The organism is Novosphingobium mangrovisedimenti (genome assembly GCF_025153475.1).
Lineage (GTDB): Bacteria > Pseudomonadota > Alphaproteobacteria > Sphingomonadales > Sphingomonadaceae > Novosphingobium > Novosphingobium mangrovi_A.
Window position 1 is genome coordinate 151586 of the sequence record NZ_JANZXA010000004.1, and the last position, 18976, is coordinate 170561.

Genomic DNA, 18976 nt, shown 5'->3' on the forward strand with positions numbered 1-18976 from the left:
ACCCGTTTCGCGCGATCCTTTACAACTGGAGTAATCCTCATGCGTGCCGAAGGGCAGGCCCATATCGACCGTATCGAAAAGGCCCTCGCGCTGGTCCGCAAGTTCCTGGACTGGGATCGCGCGGTTCGCCGCCTCGACGAGCTGAACGCGCGCGTCGAGGACCCTACGCTGTGGGACAAGCCGAAGGAGGCCGAGGCCGTCATGCGCGAGCGGCGGCGGCTGGAAGCCTCGATCGGCGCGGTCAACGAGATCAGCCAGGAAATGACCGACGCCGTCGAGTTCGTCGAACTGGGCGAGATGGAGGACGACGAGGAGACGGTGAACGAAGGCCTGGCGACGCTGGCGACGCTGGCCGAGCGGGCCGACCGCGACAAGATCCAGGCGCTGCTCGCGGGCGAGGCGGACGCCAACGACACCTACCTCGAAGTGCATGCGGGGGCCGGCGGTACCGAAAGCCAGGACTGGGCCGAGATGCTCCAGCGCATGTACACGCGCTGGGCCGAGCGCAAGGGTTACAAGGTCGAGATGGTTGAATACCACGCCGGTGAAGCCGCCGGCATCAAGAGCTGCACGCTGCTGATCAAGGGCGAGAACGCCTATGGCTGGGCGAAGACCGAGAGCGGCGTCCACCGCCTCGTGCGCATCAGCCCCTACGACAGCTCGGCGCGCCGGCACACCAGCTTCTCGTCTGTCTGGGTCTATCCGGTGATCGACGATACCTTCGAGATCGACATCAATCCGGCGGACCTGAAGATCGATACCTATCGCGCTTCGGGTGCGGGCGGGCAGCACGTCAACACCACGGACTCGGCGGTGCGTATCACCCACCAGCCGTCCGGCATCGTGGTGGCCAGCCAGATCGACCGTTCGCAGCACAAGAACCGCGACATCGCGATGGGCATGCTCAAGTCGCGCCTGTTCGAAGAGGAAATGCGCAAGCGCGAGGAAGCCGCCAGCGCCGAGCACGCCAGCAAGAGCGATATCGGCTGGGGCCACCAGATCCGGTCCTACGTGCTGCAGCCCTATCAGCAGGTGAAGGACCTGCGCACCGGCGTCGTCTCGACCGCACCCGACGATGTGCTCGACGGCGAACTCGACCCTTTCATGGCCGCGGCGCTTTCGCAGCGTGTTACCGGCGAGAAGGTCGAGGTCGAGGACGTCGACTGATCCCCGGGTCCCGTTGCCCGTCTGTCGGGAACGGCGCTGTCGCGGATTTTGCCAAGTCGGTTGCAAGGCGCTAATGGGCCGCATGACCCGGCCCCGCCACCTCGTTTCTGTCGCCCTGACGCTACTGCTGTGCGCATGCCAGCAGCGGCCGGCGGATGATGGACGTCCCGAAACCGCGCGGGATTTCCCGGTGGCCGACAGGCCGGTTTCGGAAGCGGGCAAGAACAGTTTTGCCTCCGAGGCCCAGCGCGACAGCGTGAACGAGGCGAACGTGGTGATGGATCTCGCGCGTATCGAACCGGGCATGAGCGTTGCCGACATCGGCGCGGGCGAGGGCTACTACACCGCGCACCTTGCCGCGCGGGTCGGGCCGAAGGGCAGGGTGCTCGCCGAGGAGATCGATGCGGCCCTGACCGAGCAGCTCGGCACGCGCGTCATGCGCGAGGGGCTGGAGAACGTCTCGATCAAGCTCGGCAAGGAGGACGATCCGAGCCTTCCGCCCGACAGCTTCGATCGCATCTTCCTTGTCCACATGTACCATGAGGTGACCGAACCCTACGCCTTCCTGTGGCGGTTGCGTCCCGCGCTTCGCAAGGGCGGCAAGGTCATCGTGGTCGATATCGACCGGCCCACCGATGCGCACGGCACCCCGCCGGCGCTGCTGTTCTGCGAATTCGCCTCGGTGGGCTTTCGCTTGACGGAATTTGTTCGTAAGCCGGAACTGCAAGGGTATTATGCGCAGTTCGAAGCCGCGGGTGTGCGGCCATCGCCTGAGAACATTACGCCCTGCCGTGTGTCGCACGACGCGAAGGCGGATTTACATTGATGGGCAGTGACTGAGCGCAACGCCAGGGGAAAGACGAAAAAGACTATGAGTTTCAAGGGTCTAAAGCCGATTGTCTACGGTGGCCGTGAAGTCTGGCCGCTGGTCGAAGGCGGCAAGGGTGTGGCGGCGACCAACCACGCCAGCTCCGGCGCCTGGGCGGCGGCGGGCGGAATCGGCACCGTCAGTGCCGTCAATGCCGACAGCTACGACGCCGAAGGCAAGATCATTCCCCAGATCTATCATGCGCTTACCCGCAAGGAACGTCACGAGGAACTGATCCGCTACGCCATCGACGGCGCGGTCGAGCAGGTGCGCCGCGCTTACGACATCGCGGGCGGCAAGGGCGCTATCAACATCAACGTGCTGTGGGAAATGGGCGGTGCGCAGCAGGTGCTCGAAGGCGTGCTGGAAAAGACCAAGGGGCTCGTCACCGGTGTGACCTGCGGTGCGGGCATGCCCTACAAGCTGTCCGAGATCGCCGCGCGCTTCAACGTCAACTACCTGCCCATCGTCAGCTCGGGCCGCGCCTTCCGCGCCTTGTGGAAGCGCGCCTATCACAAGGTTTCCGACCTGATGGCGGCGGTGGTCTATGAAGACCCCTGGCTGGCCGGCGGCCATAACGGCCTTTCCAACGCCGAAGACCCGCTGAAGCCGGAAGATCCCTATCCGCGCGTCAAGGCTCTGCGCGATACCATGCGCAAGGAAGGCATTTCCGATTCGGTGCCGATCGTGATGGCCGGCGGCGTGTGGTACCTGCGCGACTGGAACGACTGGATCGACAACCCGGAACTCGGCACGATCGCCTTCCAGTACGGCACGCGCCCGCTGCTGACCCGGGAAAGCCCGATTCCGCAGCAGTGGAAGGACGCGCTGCGCACGCTCGAACCCGGCGATGTCCTGCTGCATCGCTTCTCGCCGACGGGCTTCTATTCCTCGGCCGTGCGCAATCCCTTCCTGCGCAATCTCGAGGCGCGCTCGGAACGGCAGATTCCCTATTCGAAGGTCGAGGCGGGTGAGCATACCGTGCGGCTCGACGTCGGCGTGAAGGGCAAGAATTTCTGGGTAGCGCCCAAGGACCTCGAACGCGCGCGCCTGTGGTCGTCGCAGGGCTTCACCGATGGCCTGCGCACGCCCGACGACACGATCATCTTCGTTTCTCCCGAAGAGCGCGATGCGATCCGGCAGGATCAGGCCGACTGCATGGGCTGCCTCTCGCACTGCGGCTTCTCCTCGTGGAAGGACCACGATGACTACACCACCGGTCGGCTCGCCGATCCGCGCAGCTTCTGCATCCAGAAGACGCTGCAGGACATCGCCCATGGCGGGCCGATCGACGAGAACCTGATGTTCGCCGGTCACGCGGCCTACAAGTTCAAGCAGGACCCGTTCTATTCCAACGGCTACACGCCCACGGTGAAGGAACTGGTCGATCGCATCCTGACGGGCGACTGATCGCCCGCCTAGCCACGCGGTTCAGACGGCCGGCTCGGGATTTTCCGGGCCGGCCGTTTTGCTGTCCGGCGCGTAGCGGGGGTCGGGACCGTGGCGATTGGCGCCCTTCTTGCCGGGAACGATCAGCAAGGTGATGTAAAGCCAGGCGAAGGGCAGGAAGAGCAGCCAGTCGACATAGGACAGCGGCGATTCGATCAGGGCGCGCGTGTCCGAGCCGCCAAGGCGCGCCGCCAGATCGAGGCCGATGCTGCGGACGACGACGAGCCAGAGCAGGACGGTCCATTTCCCGCTTTGCCCGAAATCGTGAAGGCGCCGCGCGGAAAGCGAGAAGAGCGGCACGATCGCCAGCGCAAAGACCGCGAAGCGAAGCCAGGCAAGCGCCTCGCCGGCCAGGAACAGGCGGGCCAGCAGCAACAGCACCACGCATAGTAACTGCGAGGCAACGACGTAGACGATCATCTCGGTGCGCCGGGCACGGCCCGCCGGAGTGAAGGTTCGCCGGATGGCCTGTCCGAAGAGCGGGAGGTCGCCTGTCATGGCGTGATCTCCCGCTGCAACGGCATGGTTGTCAATCGAATTCCCAGGCCCGCTCGCCGTGGCTGGTGATGTCGAGGCCCTCGCGCTCGGCATCCTCGGAAACGCGCATCGGGAAGATCAGCGAGGCCATGACGGCCAGGATGACGGTGCCGATCACCGACCACAGGGCGACGACGCCCACGCCGATCAGCTGCGCGGCTGTCTGCGTGACCGCGTTCATGCCCTCGCTGTAGCCGGTGCCGCCCAGTCCTTGCGCCATGAACAGGCCAAGCATGATCGAACCGAGCATGCCGCCCACGCCATGGACCGCGAAGACATCGAGCGAATCGTCTATGTGCAGCTTCTGCTTCACGAGCTGGATGGCAAGGAAGCATACCACCGCGCCGGTCGCTCCGAACAGGATCGCAGTGCCGGGCGAGATGAAGCCGGCCGCCGGGGTGACGGTCGCAAGCCCCGCGATCGCGCCGGTGGCGAAGCCGATGCCGGTGGGCTTGCCGACCACGATGCGTTCCACCAGCAGCCAGACCATCGCGGCGGTCGCCGCGGCAACGTGCGTGGCGATGATTGCGGCGGCGGCATCGTCGTTCGCCGCCAGCGCGGAACCGCCATTGAAACCGAACCAGCCGACCCAGAGCAGGCCCGCACCGGCCATCGTCAGGGCAGGGCTATGCGGCAGCATCAGCGTTTGCGGGAAGCCCTTGCGCTTGCCCAGCATGATCGCGACGACCAGCGCCGAAACGCCTGCCGTGGTGTGGATGACGATGCCGCCGGCCCAGTCGAGCGTGCCGATCGTCGATGCGAGCCAGCCGCCGCCCCAGATCCAGTGTGCCACGGGCGCATAGACCACCAGGCTCCACAAAGTGCAGAAGGCCACGACCCAGCCGAACCGGGCGCGGTCCACCCAGGCGCCGGCCATGAGCGCGGGCGTGATCGCCGCGAATGTCATCTGGAACAGGACGAAGGCGCTTTCGGGAACGGTGGTGTTCTCGCGCACGTTGCCCAGCGTGATCAGCATCCAGGCATTGCCGCTGCCGATCCAGCCACTGGTGACGTCGCCGAAGCTCACCGTGTAGCCGACCACCACCCATACGACCGAAGCCATCGCGGCGATCGCGCCGCACTGGATCAGCACCGACAGAAAATTCCTGGTGCGAACCAGACCGCCGTAGAACAGCGCGAGGCCCGGCATGGCCATGAGCAGGACCAGCGCGGAGCTGGCGAGCAGCCAGGCCGTGTCGCCGCTGTTGGCGACATCGATCCGTCCGTCCTGTGCGAACGCGGCATCCGGCAATAGCGCGAGAACGGCGGCAAGTGGCAGCAGGCGCTGCTTGGTCATTTGGTGGGCTCCCCCTTCAGGCCGCGCTTTGCGCTGGCGCTGTGTTCCTCGTGCGCACGGCCTTAGAGCAGGAAATCGACCCGAGACAAGGGCTTGCTGAAAGGTGTCCGGATCATCGCGGCAAGGGGCCGCGTCAGTCCAGATCGGGCAGGACCTGGTCGGGCGGTCGGTGGCCATCGACCCAGAAGCGGATGTTGGTGATGATCCGCTCGCCGGCGGCGCCGCGCCCTTCGTATGTGGCGCTGCCCAGATGGGGCATGGCGACCAGTCCGGGCAGGTCGAGCAGGCGCGGATCGACTTGCGGTTCACGGGCGAAGACGTCGAGTCCGGCCCCGGCGATGCGCCCTTCGGAAAGCGCGGCGATCAGCGCTTCTTCATCGATGAGCTGGCCGCGCCCGGTGTTTACGATGCAGGCCGTGGGCTTCATCAGCGAAAGGCGGCGGGTGTCGAACAGGTTCCTGGTGCCGGGCCCGCCCGGGCAGTGCAGTGTCAGGATGTCCGCGTCGGCCGTCAAGGTGTCGAGATCGGGCTCGTAGCGGGCGGAGAACATGTTCTCCAGCGCCGCGGGAACCCGGTGTCGGTTGTGGTAGCGGATTTCCATGCCGAAGGCCCGGGCGCGGTGTGCGACCGCCTGCCCGATGCGGCCCATGCCGACGATGCCCAGCGTCTTGCCCATCAGCGAATGGCCGAGCATCGCGGAGGGCGCCCATCCGGCCCACTTGCCCTCGCGCAGCACTCGCACGTTCTCGCTGAAGCGGCGCGACACAAGGATGATGAGCGCAAGCGTGAGGTCGGCGGTATCGTCTGTGAATACGCCCGGCGTATTGGTGACGATGATCTTTCGCGCGCGTGCCGCTACCACGTCTATGTGCTCGGTGCCTGCGCCGAAGCTGGCGATCAGCCCGAGTCGCTCCCCGGCCTGTGCGATCAGTTCCGCGTCGATCGAGTCGGTCACCGTCGGAACGAGCACGTCGCATTCGCGCATGGCGGCGGCCAGCTCTTCGCGCGTCATCGGCTTGTCGGCCGTGTTGAGCGTGACGTCGAACAGTTCGGACATGCGCGCTTCAACTTCCGGCAGCAGCTTTCGGGTAACCACCACGCGCGGGCGGGGAGGGTGCTGAACAGGAGAGGTGTCGCTTGCCGGTTCCGTCATGTCTTCCGGCTAGGCCGTCCACAGCGTCCCGGTCAAGGAGCCTTGATGCCTTTGCTCGCTGCGCGGTAAGGATCGCAGCATGATCAGTCGCCTTTCCCTGTTGCCCATGCTCGCCCTTTGCGTCCTTGCCGCGCCGGCCGTCGCGGCCGACGACGACAAGGTACCCTACTGGGCGTCGATCGATGCCGATGTTGCCAACATGCGCGTGGGGCCGGGGGGAAGCTACAAGATCGACTGGGTCTATCGGCGCCTGCATCTGCCGGTGAAGATCATCCGCCGCGAAGGGCCATGGCGGCAGATCGAGGACCCGGACGGCGACAAGGGCTGGATGCGCGACCTGCTGCTCTCGCGCCAGCGCACGGCCATCGTGATCGGCAAGGAGCTGATCGAGATGCATGCCGATGGCAACGACTCGTCGGCGATGCTGTGGCGGCTCGAACCCGGCGTGGTGGGGCTTCTGGGCGAATGCGCAGAAGGCTGGTGCACGTTCGACGTGGACGGGCACAAGGGGTTCGTGAACGAAGCGAATCTCTGGGGAGCGGGCGAACCCTGAAGACCGCACATTCGGCTTTCGTCGTCAGGCCGGTTCGGGCCTGCGAGGCAGGATTACCTGAGCCAGGACGATCGCGCTGGCGGCAAAGGCGCCACCGGCGATGAAGGTTGCCCGAGGGCCGATACTCTCCCAAAGGATGCCTGCGAGTGCACTCGCGATCAGCGTTGCAATGCCTAGGGTGAGATTGAACAACCCGAACGCCGATCCCGCCGCTTCTTCCGGTGCATGGTCCGCGACGAGCTTCGACAACAGCCCCTGAGTCATCGCCATGTGCCCGCCCCACAGCGCAATGCCGACAAAAGCCATGGGCACCCCGGTGGTGAAGGCCAGAACCGCGTCCGCCACGACGAGAAGCACGAGCCCGGCCTGAAGCAGCCAGCGGGCCGAATGATCGTCTGCCAGCGCACCGGCGGGATAGGCGCCCAGCGAATAGACCAGGTTCATCGCGACCAGCACCAGTGGTGCCGCCATGATCGGCAGTCCCGCTTGCGTGGCCTTGAGAATCAGGAAGGCCTCGCTGAACCGCGCGAGCGTGAAGATGCCGCCTAGCGCCACGACCTTCCAGAACCGGGCCGGCAGCCGTTTCAGGTCGGCCAGCGCGATCGGCGGACACGATGCGGTGTCCACTGCCTTGCCCGGCTTGTCCGAGACGGCGAAGACGATGATCAGGAAGGCGATGACTGCGGGCAGGGCGGCGATCCAGAACACGCGTCTGATGTCGTCGTGAAAGGCGATCATCAGGCCGATCGCCATGGCCGGGCCAAGGAACGCGCCGGTCGAATCCAGCGCCTGCCGCAGGCCGTAGGCACGCCCTCTGGCTTCGCGCGGCGTGACATCGGCGATCAGGGCATCGCGCGGCGCGCCGCGCATGCCTTTGCCGGAACGGTCGATGAAGCGGGCAAGGAGCACCGTGGCCGCACTGCCCGCCATGGGAAACAGCGGCTTCGACAGCGCTGCCAGTCCATAGCCCAGGAGGATCAGCGGTTTGCGCCGTCCCATGCGGTCCGAGACATAGCCCGAAACCACTTTCGCGATGGCGGCGGTGGCCTCGGCGATACCATCCACCAGCCCCACCATCATCACGCTGGCGCCCAGCGTGACGGTAAGGAATAGGGGAAGCAGCGCGTGGATGATCTCCGAAGAGACATCCATGAACAGGCTTACAAAACCCAGGGCCCAGACAGTGCGGGGAACGGGAGGTGTCGCGCGCGATCTGGCCATGGGCTCAGGACATGCGCCGGAGTCGCTGTGGAGGCAACGGGCTTTCCGCAAACAAAAACCCCCGCCGGGAAGGGCGGGGGTTCTCGTTCGGTAAGGCGTCAGCCGGATCAGATCATCTCGATCGCGACGGCCGTGGCTTCGCCGCCGCCGATGCACAGCGAGGCGACGCCCTTCTTCAGGCCCTTGTCCTTCATGGTGTTGATCAGGGTGACGATGATGCGGGTGCCCGAAGCGCCGATCGGGTGGCCGAGCGCGGTGGCGCCGCCGTGGACGTTGACCTTGTCGTGCGGGATGCCGAGGTCCTTCATCGCGAACATCGCGACGCAGGCGAAGGCTTCGTTCACTTCGAACAGGTCGACGTCGGCGAGGTTCCAGCCGGTCTTTTCCATCAGCTTGGTGATCGCGCCGACCGGGGCGGTGGTGAACTTCGCCGGTTCCTGCGCGTGGGCGGCAACGCCGACCACGGTGGCAATCGGGGCCAGACCCTTGGCTTCGGCGATGCTCTTGCGGGTCAGCACCATGGCGGCCGCGCCGTCCGAGATCGAACTGGAGCTGGCGGCGGTGATGGTGCCGTCCTTGGCAAAGGCCGGGCGCAGGGTGCGGATCTTTTCCGGGTTGCCCTTGGGCGGCTGCTCGTCGGTGTCGACGATCACTTCGCCCTTGCGGGTCTTGACGGTGACGGGAACGATCTCGCCCTTGAAGGCGCCGGTGTCGATCGCCTCGACCGCGCGGCGCAGCGACTCGATCGAATAGTCGTCCTGGTTCTCGCGGGTGAGCTGGTACTCATCCGCGCTGACCTGCGCGAAGGAGCCCATCGAGCCGCCTTCGTAGGCGTCCTCCAAGCCGTCGAGGAACATGTGATCGTAAAGCGTGTCGTGACCGGCGCGGGCGCCGCTGCGGTGCTTTTTCGAGAGGTAGGGCGCGTTGGTCATCGACTCCATGCCGCCGGCGATGACGACGTCGAGCGAACCGGCTGCCAGCGCCTCGGCGCCCATGATGACGGTCTGCATGCCCGAGCCGCAGACCTTGTTCACCGTGGTCGCCTGAACCGACTTGGGCAGGCCGGCCTTGATCGCGGCCTGACGGGCAGGGGCCTGGCCGAGGCCGGCGGGCAGCACGCAGCCCATGTAGATGCGCTCGATGTCTTCGCCGGCGACTCCGGCGCGTTCGACCGCCGCCTTGACCGCGGTGGCGCCGAGATCGGTCGCCGCGACTTCGGCGAGTGCGCCCTGCAGGCCGCCCATAGGGGTGCGGGCGTAGGAAAGAATGACGATCGGATCGGATGCCGAAATCTGGGCCATTAGCGTGCCTTTCGAGCTGGTTTGCATGACAGTTGTCGACCGGATAATGTTGCGATGCACCAAATGCAATGACTGTTAGGGCAGCCGCATAACAGTAGAATGAAACTGCTACTGCGATCGATCGATGCGGATGTCGGTTCTTGCAGAAAGGCCCGAACTGAACTTCGAAACGGGTATTCGAGGCCTTTCGGATGCCAAGATGGGGACGGGAGCGGGTGATTGCCAGACCCGAGTCGTCATCTGTGCGTCCGGTCGTGCCGGACCGGGGGCGGGAGCCGGCCGGGATGCGACAAGGCCCGACGGGTCAAAATTGCCGCATTCCCACCGGTCTCGTGTTGCAATGCAATGAATAAGGGCGGATTAATCGCGGCGGACACCTTGCGATGCCGGGAGGGCTGGCCTAAGAGCGCGCCCACGACCGGACGTGCACCGCTTGGGACAAGTCCGGCAGTCGCATCCGGTATGAAGGCCAGAACCATTGACTGATCTGTCACAATACCTGCCGATCCTGATATTCCTGGTGATCGCCCTGCTGCTCTCGGCGGTGATTGTTTTCCTGCCGATGGGCGTTGCTCACCTGACGGGAACGCACCAGCCCAACGCAGACAAGAACAGCGAGTACGAATGCGGCTTTCCCGCCTTCGAGGATCCGCGCAGCCAGTTCGACGTGCGGTTCTATCTGGTGGCGATCCTGTTTATCGTCTTCGATCTTGAAGCCGCGTTCCTGTTCCCCTGGGCCGTCTCGCTCGACATGACCGGCTGGGCCGGATGGACGACGATGATGGTGTTTCTCGGCGAACTGGCCATCGGCCTTGCCTATGCATGGAAGAAGGGAGCTCTGGACTGGGAATGAGCACTCTCGTGAACTCTGCCGGACAGCCTCTTGCTCAGGGTGGCGCGGTGACGCCGCCCGATCAGGCGTTTTTCAACGATCTCAACCAGGAAGTGTCCGACAAGGGCTTCCTCGTCACCTCGACCGAGGACCTGTTCCAGTGGGCCCGTACTGGCTCGCTGTGGTGGATGACCTTCGGCCTTGCCTGCTGCGCGGTCGAGATGATTCACGTGAACATGCCGCGCTACGACATGGAGCGCTTCGGTGCCGCTCCGCGCGCTTCGCCGCGCCAGTCGGACGTGATGATCGTGGCCGGCACGCTGTGCAACAAGATGGCCCCCGCGCTGCGCAAGGTCTACGACCAGATGTCGGAGCCGAAGTACGTCATTTCGATGGGCTCGTGCGCCAATGGCGGCGGTTACTACCACTACAGCTACTCCGTCGTGCGTGGCTGCGACCGCATCGTGCCGGTGGACATCTATGTGCCCGGCTGCCCTCCGACCGCGGAGGCGCTGCTCTACGGCGTGATGCAGCTCCAGCGGAAGATCCGCCGCGTCGGTACGGTGGAGAGGTAAGACCAGATGGCCGTTCTGCATTCCGCACCGAAGTTTGCGTCCAACGAGGGCGTGGTGGACGCGCTGTCCGCCGCGCTTGGTTCGATGCTGGTGTCCGCCAAGGAGGAGCACGGCGAAGTCGTGCTCACGATCGCGCGCGATCAGATCGAGAACGCGCTGCGCCTGCTGCGCGACGAGCATGAATATCAGGCGCTGATGGAAATGGCCGGGGTGGACTTCCCGTCGCGTCCCGAGCGTTTCGAAGTCGTCTACATGCTGCTCTCGCTGACGAAGAACCATCGCCTGCTGGTGAAGGTCAACGCCGCCGAGAACACGCCGGTGCCCACGGTGACCACGCTGTGGCCCAACGCGGGCTGGCTGGAGCGCGAAGTGTTCGACATGTACGGCGTGATCTTCGCCGGCAATCCGGACCTGCGCCGCATCCTGACCGACTACGGTTTCGAGGGGCATCCCTTCCGCAAGGACTTCCCGCTCACCGGCTATGTCGAGCTGCGCTACTCCGAAGAGGACAAGCGCGTGGTCTACGAGCCGGTCAAGCTCGCGCAGGACCTGCGCCAGTTCGACTTCATGAGCCCCTGGGAGGGCGCGGAATACGTGCTTCCCGGCGATGAGAAGGCGGAGGGAGACAAGGTATGAGCATGCAGCTCGAAGAGTCGCCCACCACCGAGGGCGAAGTCGTCAGCAACTACACGATCAACTTCGGTCCGCAGCATCCGGCCGCGCACGGCGTTCTGCGCATGGTCATGGAGCTGGACGGCGAAGTCATCGAACGCATCGACCCGCACGTCGGCCTGCTCCATCGCGGCACCGAAAAGCTGATCGAGCACAAGACCTACCTTCAGGCGTTGCCGTACTTCGACCGCCTGGACTACTGCTCGCCGCTCGGCATGGAGCACTCCTACGTGCTGGCGGTGGAAAAGCTGCTCAACGTCGAAGTGCCGCTGCGCGCCCAGTACCTGCGCGTGCTCTTCGCCGAGCTGACCCGTATCTGCAACCACATGCTCAACATGGGCTCGCACGTCATGGACGTGGGCGCCATGACCCCGAACTTGTGGCTGTTCGAAATCCGCGAGGACTGTCTCAACTTCTTCGAGCGCGCCTCGGGCGCCCGCATGCATTCGGCCTGGTTCCGTCCCGGCGGCGTGCATCAGGACGTGCCGCTCAAGCTGCTGACCGACATTGCCGACTGGCTCGACACGCGTCTGCCAGAGCTGTTCGAGGACGCGATGAGCCTCGTCGTCGACAACCGCATCTTCAAGCAGCGCAATGTCGACATCGCGCTGGTTTCCAAGGAAGACGCGGTGGCCTGGGGCTTTTCGGGCCCGATGATCCGCGCCGCCGGCATTCCGTGGGACATCCGCAAGAGCCAGCCCTACGACGTCTATGACCGCATGGACTTCGAGATTCCGGTCGGCACCAATTCCGACTGCTATGACCGGTTCATGGTCCGTGTCGAGGAAGTGCGCCAGTCGGCCCGCATCATGAAGCAGTGCCTGGCCGAGATGCCCGAAGGCCCGATCTGCTCGGACGACCGCAAGGTTTCCCCGCCCAAGCGCGGCGAGATGAAGAGCTCGATGGAATCGCTGATCCATCACTTCAAGCTCTACACTGAGGGCTTCCACGTTCCGGCGGGCGAAGTCTACGTCGCGACCGAAAGCCCGAAGGGCGAATTCGGCGTCTATCTGGTCTCGGACGGCTCCAACAAGCCCTACCGCTGCAAGATCCGCCCGACCGCGTTCAGCCACCTCCAGGCCATGGACTTCATGTGCAAGGGCCACATGCTGCCCGACGCGACCGCCATTCTGGGCGCCATCGACGTGGTGTTCGGGGAGTGCGACCGGTGAGCAATCTCGCTACCGCAGAGGCCATGATCGCTGCGTACAACGCGCAGGATGCAGACCTCTACGTGTCGTACATGACCGACGACGCCTGCGAAGCGAACTATCGCGGCGCGGTCGTGCGCGAGGGCAAGGAAGGCACGCGTTCGGGCCTTGCGGCGGCTTTCTCCAGGTGGCCGCAGAACAAGGCGGAGATCGTCTCGCGCGAAGTGACCGACAACTACGTCGTCTTCCGCGAGCACGTGACGCGCGGGCCGGCCAGTGATGGTTCGGACCTCGTGGAGCCGTTCGACGTTCTCGCTGTCTACAGCTTCGAGGGCGGCAAGTGCAGCCGCGTGGAGTTCATCCGGTGAGGCTGACGACGGTAGAGATGATCCGCGTGTGGGCAGCCATGACCGGGCTGTTCCTCGTCGCGCTCTATTTCGGAGTGCTCTCCACCGGATCGCAGCCTTCGCCGATGATCGCGATGCTCGCGGCCGCCATCGGCGGATTTGAGATTTTCTTTTTCGGCCAGGATCAGTGGCTGAAGCGCAGGGGTAAGCATGGCTGACCGCTATATCGAACCCGATACGCCCGAACTGCGGGCACGTTGGGGCAATTTTGCCTGGACCGAAGCCAACGCCGCCAAGGCGAAGGAGATCGTCGCGCGCTATCCGGAAGGGCGCCAGCGCTCGGCCGTGATGCCGCTGCTCGACCTTGCCCAGCGTCAGGTCGGTGCGGAAGAGAATACGCAAGGCTGGCTGCCGATCCCGGTGATGGAATATGTCGCGGCCCAGCTCGACATGCCGATCATCCGCGTGGTCGAGGTCGCGACCTTCTACACGATGTACAACATCGCCCCGATCGGCCGTTTCCACGTGCAGGTCTGCGGTACCACGCCGTGCATGCTGCGCGGGTCGGACGAGATCATGGCCCGCTGCAAGGCGCGCGGCATGAAGACGGGCCACATCACCGAGGACGGCCTGTGGTCGCTCACCGAGGTCGAGTGCATGGGCAACTGCTCCTCGGCACCGATGGTGCAGATCAACGACGACAACTACGAAGACCTGACCGCGGAACGCCTCGACGTCGTGCTCGATGCGCTGGCCAGGGGCGAGACGCCGAAGGCGGGAACCCAGGAGCCGGGCCGTCACACCGTCGAACCCGTCGGCGGGCCGACCACGCTGACGGCGATGGTCACCGAAAATCACGATTACCGGGGGGAGTGGTAAGTCATGGCTCTCGCCGACAAGGATCGCATCTTTACCAATGTCTACGGCTATCAGTCGTGGCACCTGAAGGATGCGCAGGCGCGCGGCGCCTGGGATAATACCAAGGACATTCTCGCCAAGGGCCGTGAGGCGATCATCGAGGAGATGAAGGCCTCGGGCCTGCGCGGGCGCGGCGGTGCGGGCTTCCCCACCGGCCTCAAGTGGTCCTTCATGCCGAAGGAACCGCCGAAGGATCACAACGGCAATCCCAAGCCCAGCTTCCTCGTCATCAATGCCGACGAATCCGAGCCGGGTTCGTGCAAGGACCGCGAGATCATCCGCCACGATCCGCACATCCTGCTCGAAGGCGCGCTGGTTGCCGGTTTCGCGATGGGTGCGCGCGCGGCCTACATCTACATTCGCGGTGAATATATCCGCGAGGCCGAGACGCTCTTCGCCGCGCGCGACGAGGCTTATGCGGCGGGCCTCTTGGGCAAGAACGCCTGCAGTTCGGGCTACGACTTCGATGTCTTCGTCCACCGCGGCGCGGGCGCCTACATCTGTGGTGAAGAAACCGCGATGATCGAGAGCCTTGAAGGCAAGAAGGGCCAGCCCCGCCTCAAGCCGCCGTTCCCGGCCGGCGCGGGCCTCTATGGCTGCCCGACCACGGTCAACAACGTCGAATCCATCGCTGTCGCGCCCACCATCATGCGGCGCGGCGCGGCGTGGTTCTCCAGCTTCGGGCGCGAGAACAACAAGGGTGTGAAGCTCTTCCAGATCAGCGGCCACGTGAACAAGCCGTGCGTCGTCGAAGAGGAAATGGGCATCCCTTTCAGCGAACTGATCGAAAAGCACTGCGGCGGCATTCGCGGCGGCAAGGACAACCTGCTGGCGGTGATCCCCGGCGGTTCCTCGGTTCCGCTCGTTCCGGCCGAGCAGATCTGGGATGCGCCGATGGACTTCGACGGTCTGCGCGCGCTCGGCTCGGGCCTCGGCACCGCGGCCGTGATCGTGATGGACAAGTCCACCGACATCGTGCGCGCCATTGCCCGCCTCTCGCACTTCTACAAGCACGAGAGCTGCGGCCAGTGCACGCCCTGCCGCGAAGGCACGGGCTGGATGTGGCGCGTGATGGAACGCCTGCGCACCGGCGATGCAGCGGTCGAGGAAATCGACATGCTGTTCCAGGTGACCAAGCAGGTCGAAGGCCACACCATCTGCGCTCTGGGTGACGCCGCTGCATGGCCGATCCAGGGCCTGATCCGCCACTTCCGCCCCGAGCTGGAACGGCGCATCGCTGAGGCTGGCAATGTTGCGGAGGCCGCTGAGTAATGCCTAAGGTAACCGTAGACGGCGTTGAACTCGAAGTCCCGGCAGGCGCTACCGTCCTGCAGGCTTGCGAGCTGGCTGGTAAGGAAATCCCGCGCTTCTGCTATCACGAGCGCCTGTCGATTGCCGGCAACTGCCGCATGTGTCTGGTCGAGGTGAAGCCCGGACCGCCCAAACCGCAGGCTTCGTGTGCGCTTCCCGCCGGTGAAGGCCAGGAAATCCGCACCGATTCCGAGATGGTCAAGAAGGCCCGCGAAGGGGTGATGGAGTTCCTCCTCATCAACCACCCGCTCGACTGCCCGATCTGCGATCAGGGCGGCGAATGCGACCTGCAGGACCAGTCGGTGGCTTATGGCCGCGGCGGTTCGCGCTATCATGAGCACAAGCGCGCCGTGACCGAAAAGAACATGGGCCCGCTCATCAAGACGACGATGACGCGCTGCATCCACTGCACCCGCTGCGTGCGCTTCTCGGAAGAGATCGCGGGCGTGGACGAGATCGGCGCGTTCTATCGCGGCGAGACCATGCAGATCTCGACCTATCTGGAACAGGCTGCCAAGCACGAGATGTCGGCCAACGTGATCGACCTCTGCCCGGTCGGCGCGCTGACCTCGCGTCCCTATGCTTTCGAGGCGCGGCCGTGGGAGCTCAAGAAGACGCTCGGCATCGACGTTTCCGACGCCATCGGCGCCAATATCCGCATCGACAGCCGTGGCCGCGAAGTCCTGCGCGTCCTTCCGCGCGTCAACGACGACGTGAACGAGGAGTGGATCAGCGACAAGGCGCGCTACATGGTCGACGGCCTTGTGAAGCGCCGCCTCGACAAGCCCTACCTGCGCCGTGACGGCAAGCTGGTGGCGGCGACCTGGAACGAGGCGTTCGAGGCCATCGCCACGCTCAAGCCAGGCAAGTCGATTGCCGCCGTAGCCGGCGACATGCTCGATTGCGAGACGATGTTCGCGGCGAAGAAGCTGGTCGGCGCACTGGGTTCGGACCTGCTCGAAGGCCGCCAGACCGGCATGGACTACGACACGTCGAGTCTTGCAGCGGTGAACTTCAACTCGACGCTCTCGGGCATCGAGACGGCAGACGCGATCCTAATCGTCGGCAGCAATGTGCGCGTCGAAGCGCCGCTGGTGAATGTCCGCCTGCGCAAGGCGGTGAAGCGCGGCGCCAAGGTCTTCCTGATCGGCCCCAAGTGGGAAACCACGTTCGGCGGCGAGTTCCTGGGCGACGACCTTTCGGTCCTCGGCAATCTGCCCGCGCACGTTTCCGAAGCGCTCAAGGGCGCTACGCGTCCGGCGATCATCGTCGGCGGGGCAGGGCTGGGCCGTGGCGGCCTCGAAGCCTCGCTCGCGCTCGCCAGCGAGTTCAAGCTGGTGCGCGATCTGGAAGACGGCACCAAGTGGAACGGCTTCAACGTGCTCCACATGGCGGCAAGCCGCATGGGTGGCCTGATGCTCGGCTACGCGCAGAAGGGCGGCATTGCCGACCTGGTCGCGGCCAAGCCCAAGGTTCTGCTTTCGCTCGGCGCCGACGAGGTGGACTACACCAGGTTCGCCGACTCGATGATCGTCTACATCGGCCATCACGGCGACAAGGGCGCCCATGCCGCCGACGTCATCCTGCCGGCCTCGGCCTACACCGAGAAGGCAGGCACTTACGTCAACACCGAAGGCCGCGTACAGTGGGCCGACAAGGCCGTGTTCGCACCGGGCGATGCCCGTGAGGACTGGACCATCCTGCGCGCTCTGGCCGATGCCTTCGGCGTCTCGGTGGGCTTCGACAGCTTCGAGGAATTGCGCGCCGCGATGATTTCCGAAGTTCCGGCCCTTGGCATCGAAGGCCTGGCGGACTACGGGAGCGACCTGCCTGCCGGTGGCGGTTCCGCAGCCGGCCAGATCGCCTACCCGGTCAAGGACTTCTACATGACCAACCCCATCGCCCGCGCCAGCGCGACCATGCAGCAATGTTCGGCTGAACTGCTGCACGGCGAGGAGATCGCGGAGGCCGCGGAATGAGCCACTACACCACACTCGTCATTGCGAGGGGCCAAGCCCCGCGGCAATCCAGTGTTGAGTGCGCTGCCCTGGATTGCTTCGCTTCGCTCGCAATGACGAAGGGAGGAAAGGGACAGTGACTGCTTTCTTTCAAACCCTTGGCATGTCCTACGAGTGGGCGTGGTTCGTCGCCACGATCTGCGGCATCCTGCTGATTGCGCTGCCGCTGCTGCTCGGCGTGGCCATGATCATCTATGCCGACCGCAAGATCTGGGCGGCCATGGCGCTGCGCCGGGGTCCGAACGTGGTCGGCCCGTTCGGTCTGCTCCAGTCCTTCGCGGACGGCCTCAAGGTCTTCCTGCAGGAAACCATCGTTCCCTCGGCCGCGAACAAGGGTATCTTCCTGATCGCGCCGGTCGTGACCTTCACGGTCGCGCTGATGGCCTGGGCGGTGATCCCGTTCAATTCGGGCGCGGTGCTGGCGGATATCAACGTCGGCCTGCTCTATGTGCTCGCGATCAGCTCGCTGGGTGTCTACGGCACGATCATGGCGGGCTGGGCTTCGAACTCGAAGTACCCGTTCTTCTCAGCCATGCGCGCCTCGGCGCAGATGATCTCGTACGAGGTCTCGATCGGCTTCATCCTGATCTGCGTGGTCCTGTGGGCCGGCACGTTCAACATGAATGACATCGTCAAGGCGCAGGAAGGGCACGTCCTCGGCATCTTCAACGGCTTCGTGTTCAACCCGCTGCTGTTCCCGATGTGGGTGATGTTCCTCATCTCCTCGCTGGCAGAAACGCAGCGCGCGCCGTTCGACCTTACCGAGGCGGAATCCGAGCTCGTCGCCGGCTATCAGACCGAATATTCGTCGATGGCCTTCGCTGCCTACTGGCTTGGCGAATATGCCAACGTGCTGCTGATGTGCGCGCTCAATGCTACCCTGTTCTGGGGTGGCTGGCTGCCGCCGCTCGACATCCCTGTTCTGTACCTCGTGCCTGGCTTCGTCTGGTTCCTGCTCAAGGTGCTGTTCTTCTTCTTCGTCTTCTCGTGGGTGAAGGCGACTGTCCCGCGCTACCGCTATGACCAGCTGATGCGTCTGGGCTGGAAAGTGTTCCTGCCCGTCTCGCTCGGCTTCGTCGTTGTGGTCTCGGGCTACCTGATGCTTACGAGGTATGCAGTATGAGCGTCGCTCAGCTCGTAAAATCCTTCACGCTCTACGAGTTCGTGAAGGCGCACGCCCTGACCTTGAAGTACTTCTTCAAGCCCAAGGCGACGATCAACTATCCGTTCGAGAAGAACCCGCTGTCGCCCCGCTTCCGCGGCGAGCACGCGCTGCGCCGTTATCCCAACGGCGAGGAACGCTGCATCGCCTGCAAGCTGTGCGAGGCGATCTGCCCGGCGCAGGCGATCACGATCGAGGCGGCGCCGCGTGAGGATGGTTCGCGCCGTACCACGCGCTACGACATCGACATGACGAAGTGCATCTACTGTGGCTTCTGCCAGGAAGCCTGCCCGGTCGATGCGATCGTCGAGGGGCCGAACTTTGAATACGCGACCGAAACGCGCGAAGAGCTGCTCTATGACAAGGCTAAGCTATTGGCGAACGGGGACAAGTGGGAGCGGGCAATCGCCGCGAACCTTGAAGCCGACGCGCCGTATCGCTAGG

General features: G+C 64.7%; 19 protein-coding genes and 1 pseudogene. 15 read left to right on the plus strand and 5 right to left on the minus strand.

Annotated features, from left to right (window positions below; all coding sequences use genetic code 11):
- Positions 1-39 precede the first annotated feature (39 nt).
- The 3 genes from prfB to NZK81_RS07960 all read left to right on the plus strand — a co-directional run bounded on the left by prfB (position 40) and on the right by NZK81_RS07960 (position 3445).
- Positions 40-1167 carry a peptide chain release factor 2 gene (gene prfB / locus NZK81_RS07950; protein WP_260045580.1) on the plus strand — a complete coding sequence of 376 codons (1128 nt, stop codon included), beginning with the start codon at positions 40-42 and terminating at the stop codon, positions 1165-1167.
- Between the two features lie 82 nt (positions 1168-1249).
- Entirely contained in the window at positions 1250-1993 is a 744-nt protein-coding gene (locus NZK81_RS07955; RefSeq protein ID WP_260045581.1) for a class I SAM-dependent methyltransferase, read from the plus strand.
- Between the two features lie 45 nt (positions 1994-2038).
- Positions 2039-3445 carry an NAD(P)H-dependent flavin oxidoreductase gene (locus tag NZK81_RS07960; RefSeq protein WP_260045582.1) on the plus strand — a complete coding sequence of 469 codons (1407 nt, stop codon included), beginning with the start codon at positions 2039-2041 and terminating at the stop codon, positions 3443-3445.
- Positions 3446-3466: 21 nt separating this feature from the next.
- Here the strand turns inward: NZK81_RS07960 and NZK81_RS07965 are convergent, their stop codons facing one another.
- The 3 genes from NZK81_RS07965 to NZK81_RS07975 all read right to left on the minus strand — a co-directional run bounded on the left by NZK81_RS07965 (position 3467) and on the right by NZK81_RS07975 (position 6471).
- Complete coding sequence (locus NZK81_RS07965; RefSeq protein WP_260045583.1) at positions 3467-3982, minus strand: DUF805 domain-containing protein; 516 nt, start codon at positions 3980-3982, stop codon at positions 3467-3469.
- 31 nt (positions 3983-4013) lie between these two features.
- The gene (locus tag NZK81_RS07970; RefSeq protein ID WP_260045584.1) at positions 4014-5318 is read right to left on the minus strand and encodes an ammonium transporter; all 1305 of its coding nucleotides are present in this window, start codon (positions 5316-5318) and stop codon (positions 4014-4016) included.
- A gap of 133 nt (positions 5319-5451) precedes the next feature.
- Positions 5452-6471 carry a 2-hydroxyacid dehydrogenase gene (locus NZK81_RS07975; protein WP_260045585.1) on the minus strand — a complete coding sequence of 340 codons (1020 nt, stop codon included), beginning with the start codon at positions 6469-6471 and terminating at the stop codon, positions 5452-5454.
- A 79-nt stretch (positions 6472-6550) separates the two neighbouring features.
- Between NZK81_RS07975 and NZK81_RS07980 the strand changes: the two genes are divergently transcribed.
- Positions 6551-7024, plus strand: coding sequence for an SH3 domain-containing protein (locus tag NZK81_RS07980; RefSeq protein ID WP_260045586.1), 474 nt, complete (start codon positions 6551-6553; stop codon positions 7022-7024).
- Between the two features lie 24 nt (positions 7025-7048).
- Here the strand turns inward: NZK81_RS07980 and NZK81_RS07985 are convergent, their stop codons facing one another.
- Both NZK81_RS07985 and NZK81_RS07990 read right to left on the minus strand, forming a co-directional pair.
- Entirely contained in the window at positions 7049-8245 is a 1197-nt protein-coding gene (locus NZK81_RS07985; protein WP_260045587.1) for an MFS transporter, read from the minus strand.
- A 107-nt stretch (positions 8246-8352) separates the two neighbouring features.
- The gene (locus NZK81_RS07990; RefSeq protein ID WP_260045588.1) at positions 8353-9546 is read right to left on the minus strand and encodes an acetyl-CoA C-acyltransferase; all 1194 of its coding nucleotides are present in this window, start codon (positions 9544-9546) and stop codon (positions 8353-8355) included.
- Between the two features lie 478 nt (positions 9547-10024).
- Here NZK81_RS07990 and NZK81_RS07995 point away from each other — a divergent pair, with 478 nt between their 5' ends.
- The 11 genes and pseudogenes from NZK81_RS07995 to nuoI all read left to right on the plus strand — a co-directional run bounded on the left by NZK81_RS07995 (position 10025) and on the right by nuoI (position 18975).
- Entirely contained in the window at positions 10025-10399 is a 375-nt protein-coding gene (locus NZK81_RS07995) for an NADH-quinone oxidoreductase subunit A (protein WP_260045589.1), read from the plus strand.
- Positions 10396-10953 (plus strand): NuoB/complex I 20 kDa subunit family protein, encoded by a 558-nt coding sequence (locus NZK81_RS08000; RefSeq protein WP_260045590.1) that lies wholly within the window; start codon positions 10396-10398, stop codon positions 10951-10953. Before NZK81_RS07995 ends, NZK81_RS08000 begins: the two co-directional genes overlap by 4 nt.
- A 6-nt stretch (positions 10954-10959) precedes the next feature.
- Positions 10960-11571: pseudogene (locus NZK81_RS08005) on the plus strand (NADH-quinone oxidoreductase subunit C); the annotation flags it as partial.
- Between the two features lie 14 nt (positions 11572-11585).
- A complete protein-coding gene (locus NZK81_RS08010; RefSeq protein ID WP_260045592.1) occupies positions 11586-12797 on the plus strand; it encodes an NADH-quinone oxidoreductase subunit D in 1212 nt (403 codons plus the stop codon).
- Positions 12794-13144, plus strand: coding sequence for a nuclear transport factor 2 family protein (locus tag NZK81_RS08015; protein ID WP_260045593.1), 351 nt, complete (start codon positions 12794-12796; stop codon positions 13142-13144). The genes NZK81_RS08010 and NZK81_RS08015 overlap by 4 nt, the downstream gene beginning before the upstream one ends.
- Positions 13141-13341, plus strand: coding sequence for a hypothetical protein (locus tag NZK81_RS08020; protein WP_260045594.1), 201 nt, complete (start codon positions 13141-13143; stop codon positions 13339-13341). The genes NZK81_RS08015 and NZK81_RS08020 overlap by 4 nt, the downstream gene beginning before the upstream one ends.
- Complete coding sequence (locus tag NZK81_RS08025) at positions 13334-14002, plus strand: complex I 24 kDa subunit family protein (protein WP_260045595.1); 669 nt, start codon at positions 13334-13336, stop codon at positions 14000-14002. Before NZK81_RS08020 ends, NZK81_RS08025 begins: the two co-directional genes overlap by 8 nt.
- A gap of 3 nt (positions 14003-14005) precedes the next feature.
- Positions 14006-15313, plus strand: a complete 1308-nt coding sequence (gene nuoF / locus NZK81_RS08030; protein ID WP_260045596.1) for an NADH-quinone oxidoreductase subunit NuoF — start codon at positions 14006-14008, stop codon at positions 15311-15313.
- Complete coding sequence (gene nuoG, locus NZK81_RS08035; RefSeq protein ID WP_260045597.1) at positions 15313-17331, plus strand: NADH-quinone oxidoreductase subunit NuoG; 2019 nt, start codon at positions 15313-15315, stop codon at positions 17329-17331. The genes nuoF and nuoG overlap by 1 nt, the downstream gene beginning before the upstream one ends.
- A gap of 115 nt (positions 17332-17446) precedes the next feature.
- Positions 17447-18493: an NADH-quinone oxidoreductase subunit NuoH gene (nuoH, locus tag NZK81_RS08040; protein ID WP_260045598.1), complete on the plus strand. Its 1047-nt coding sequence runs from the start codon at positions 17447-17449 to the stop codon at positions 18491-18493.
- The gene (gene nuoI, locus NZK81_RS08045; RefSeq protein ID WP_214200645.1) at positions 18490-18975 is read left to right on the plus strand and encodes an NADH-quinone oxidoreductase subunit NuoI; all 486 of its coding nucleotides are present in this window, start codon (positions 18490-18492) and stop codon (positions 18973-18975) included. Before nuoH ends, nuoI begins: the two co-directional genes overlap by 4 nt.
- The last annotated feature ends 1 nt before the right edge of the window (position 18976 follow it).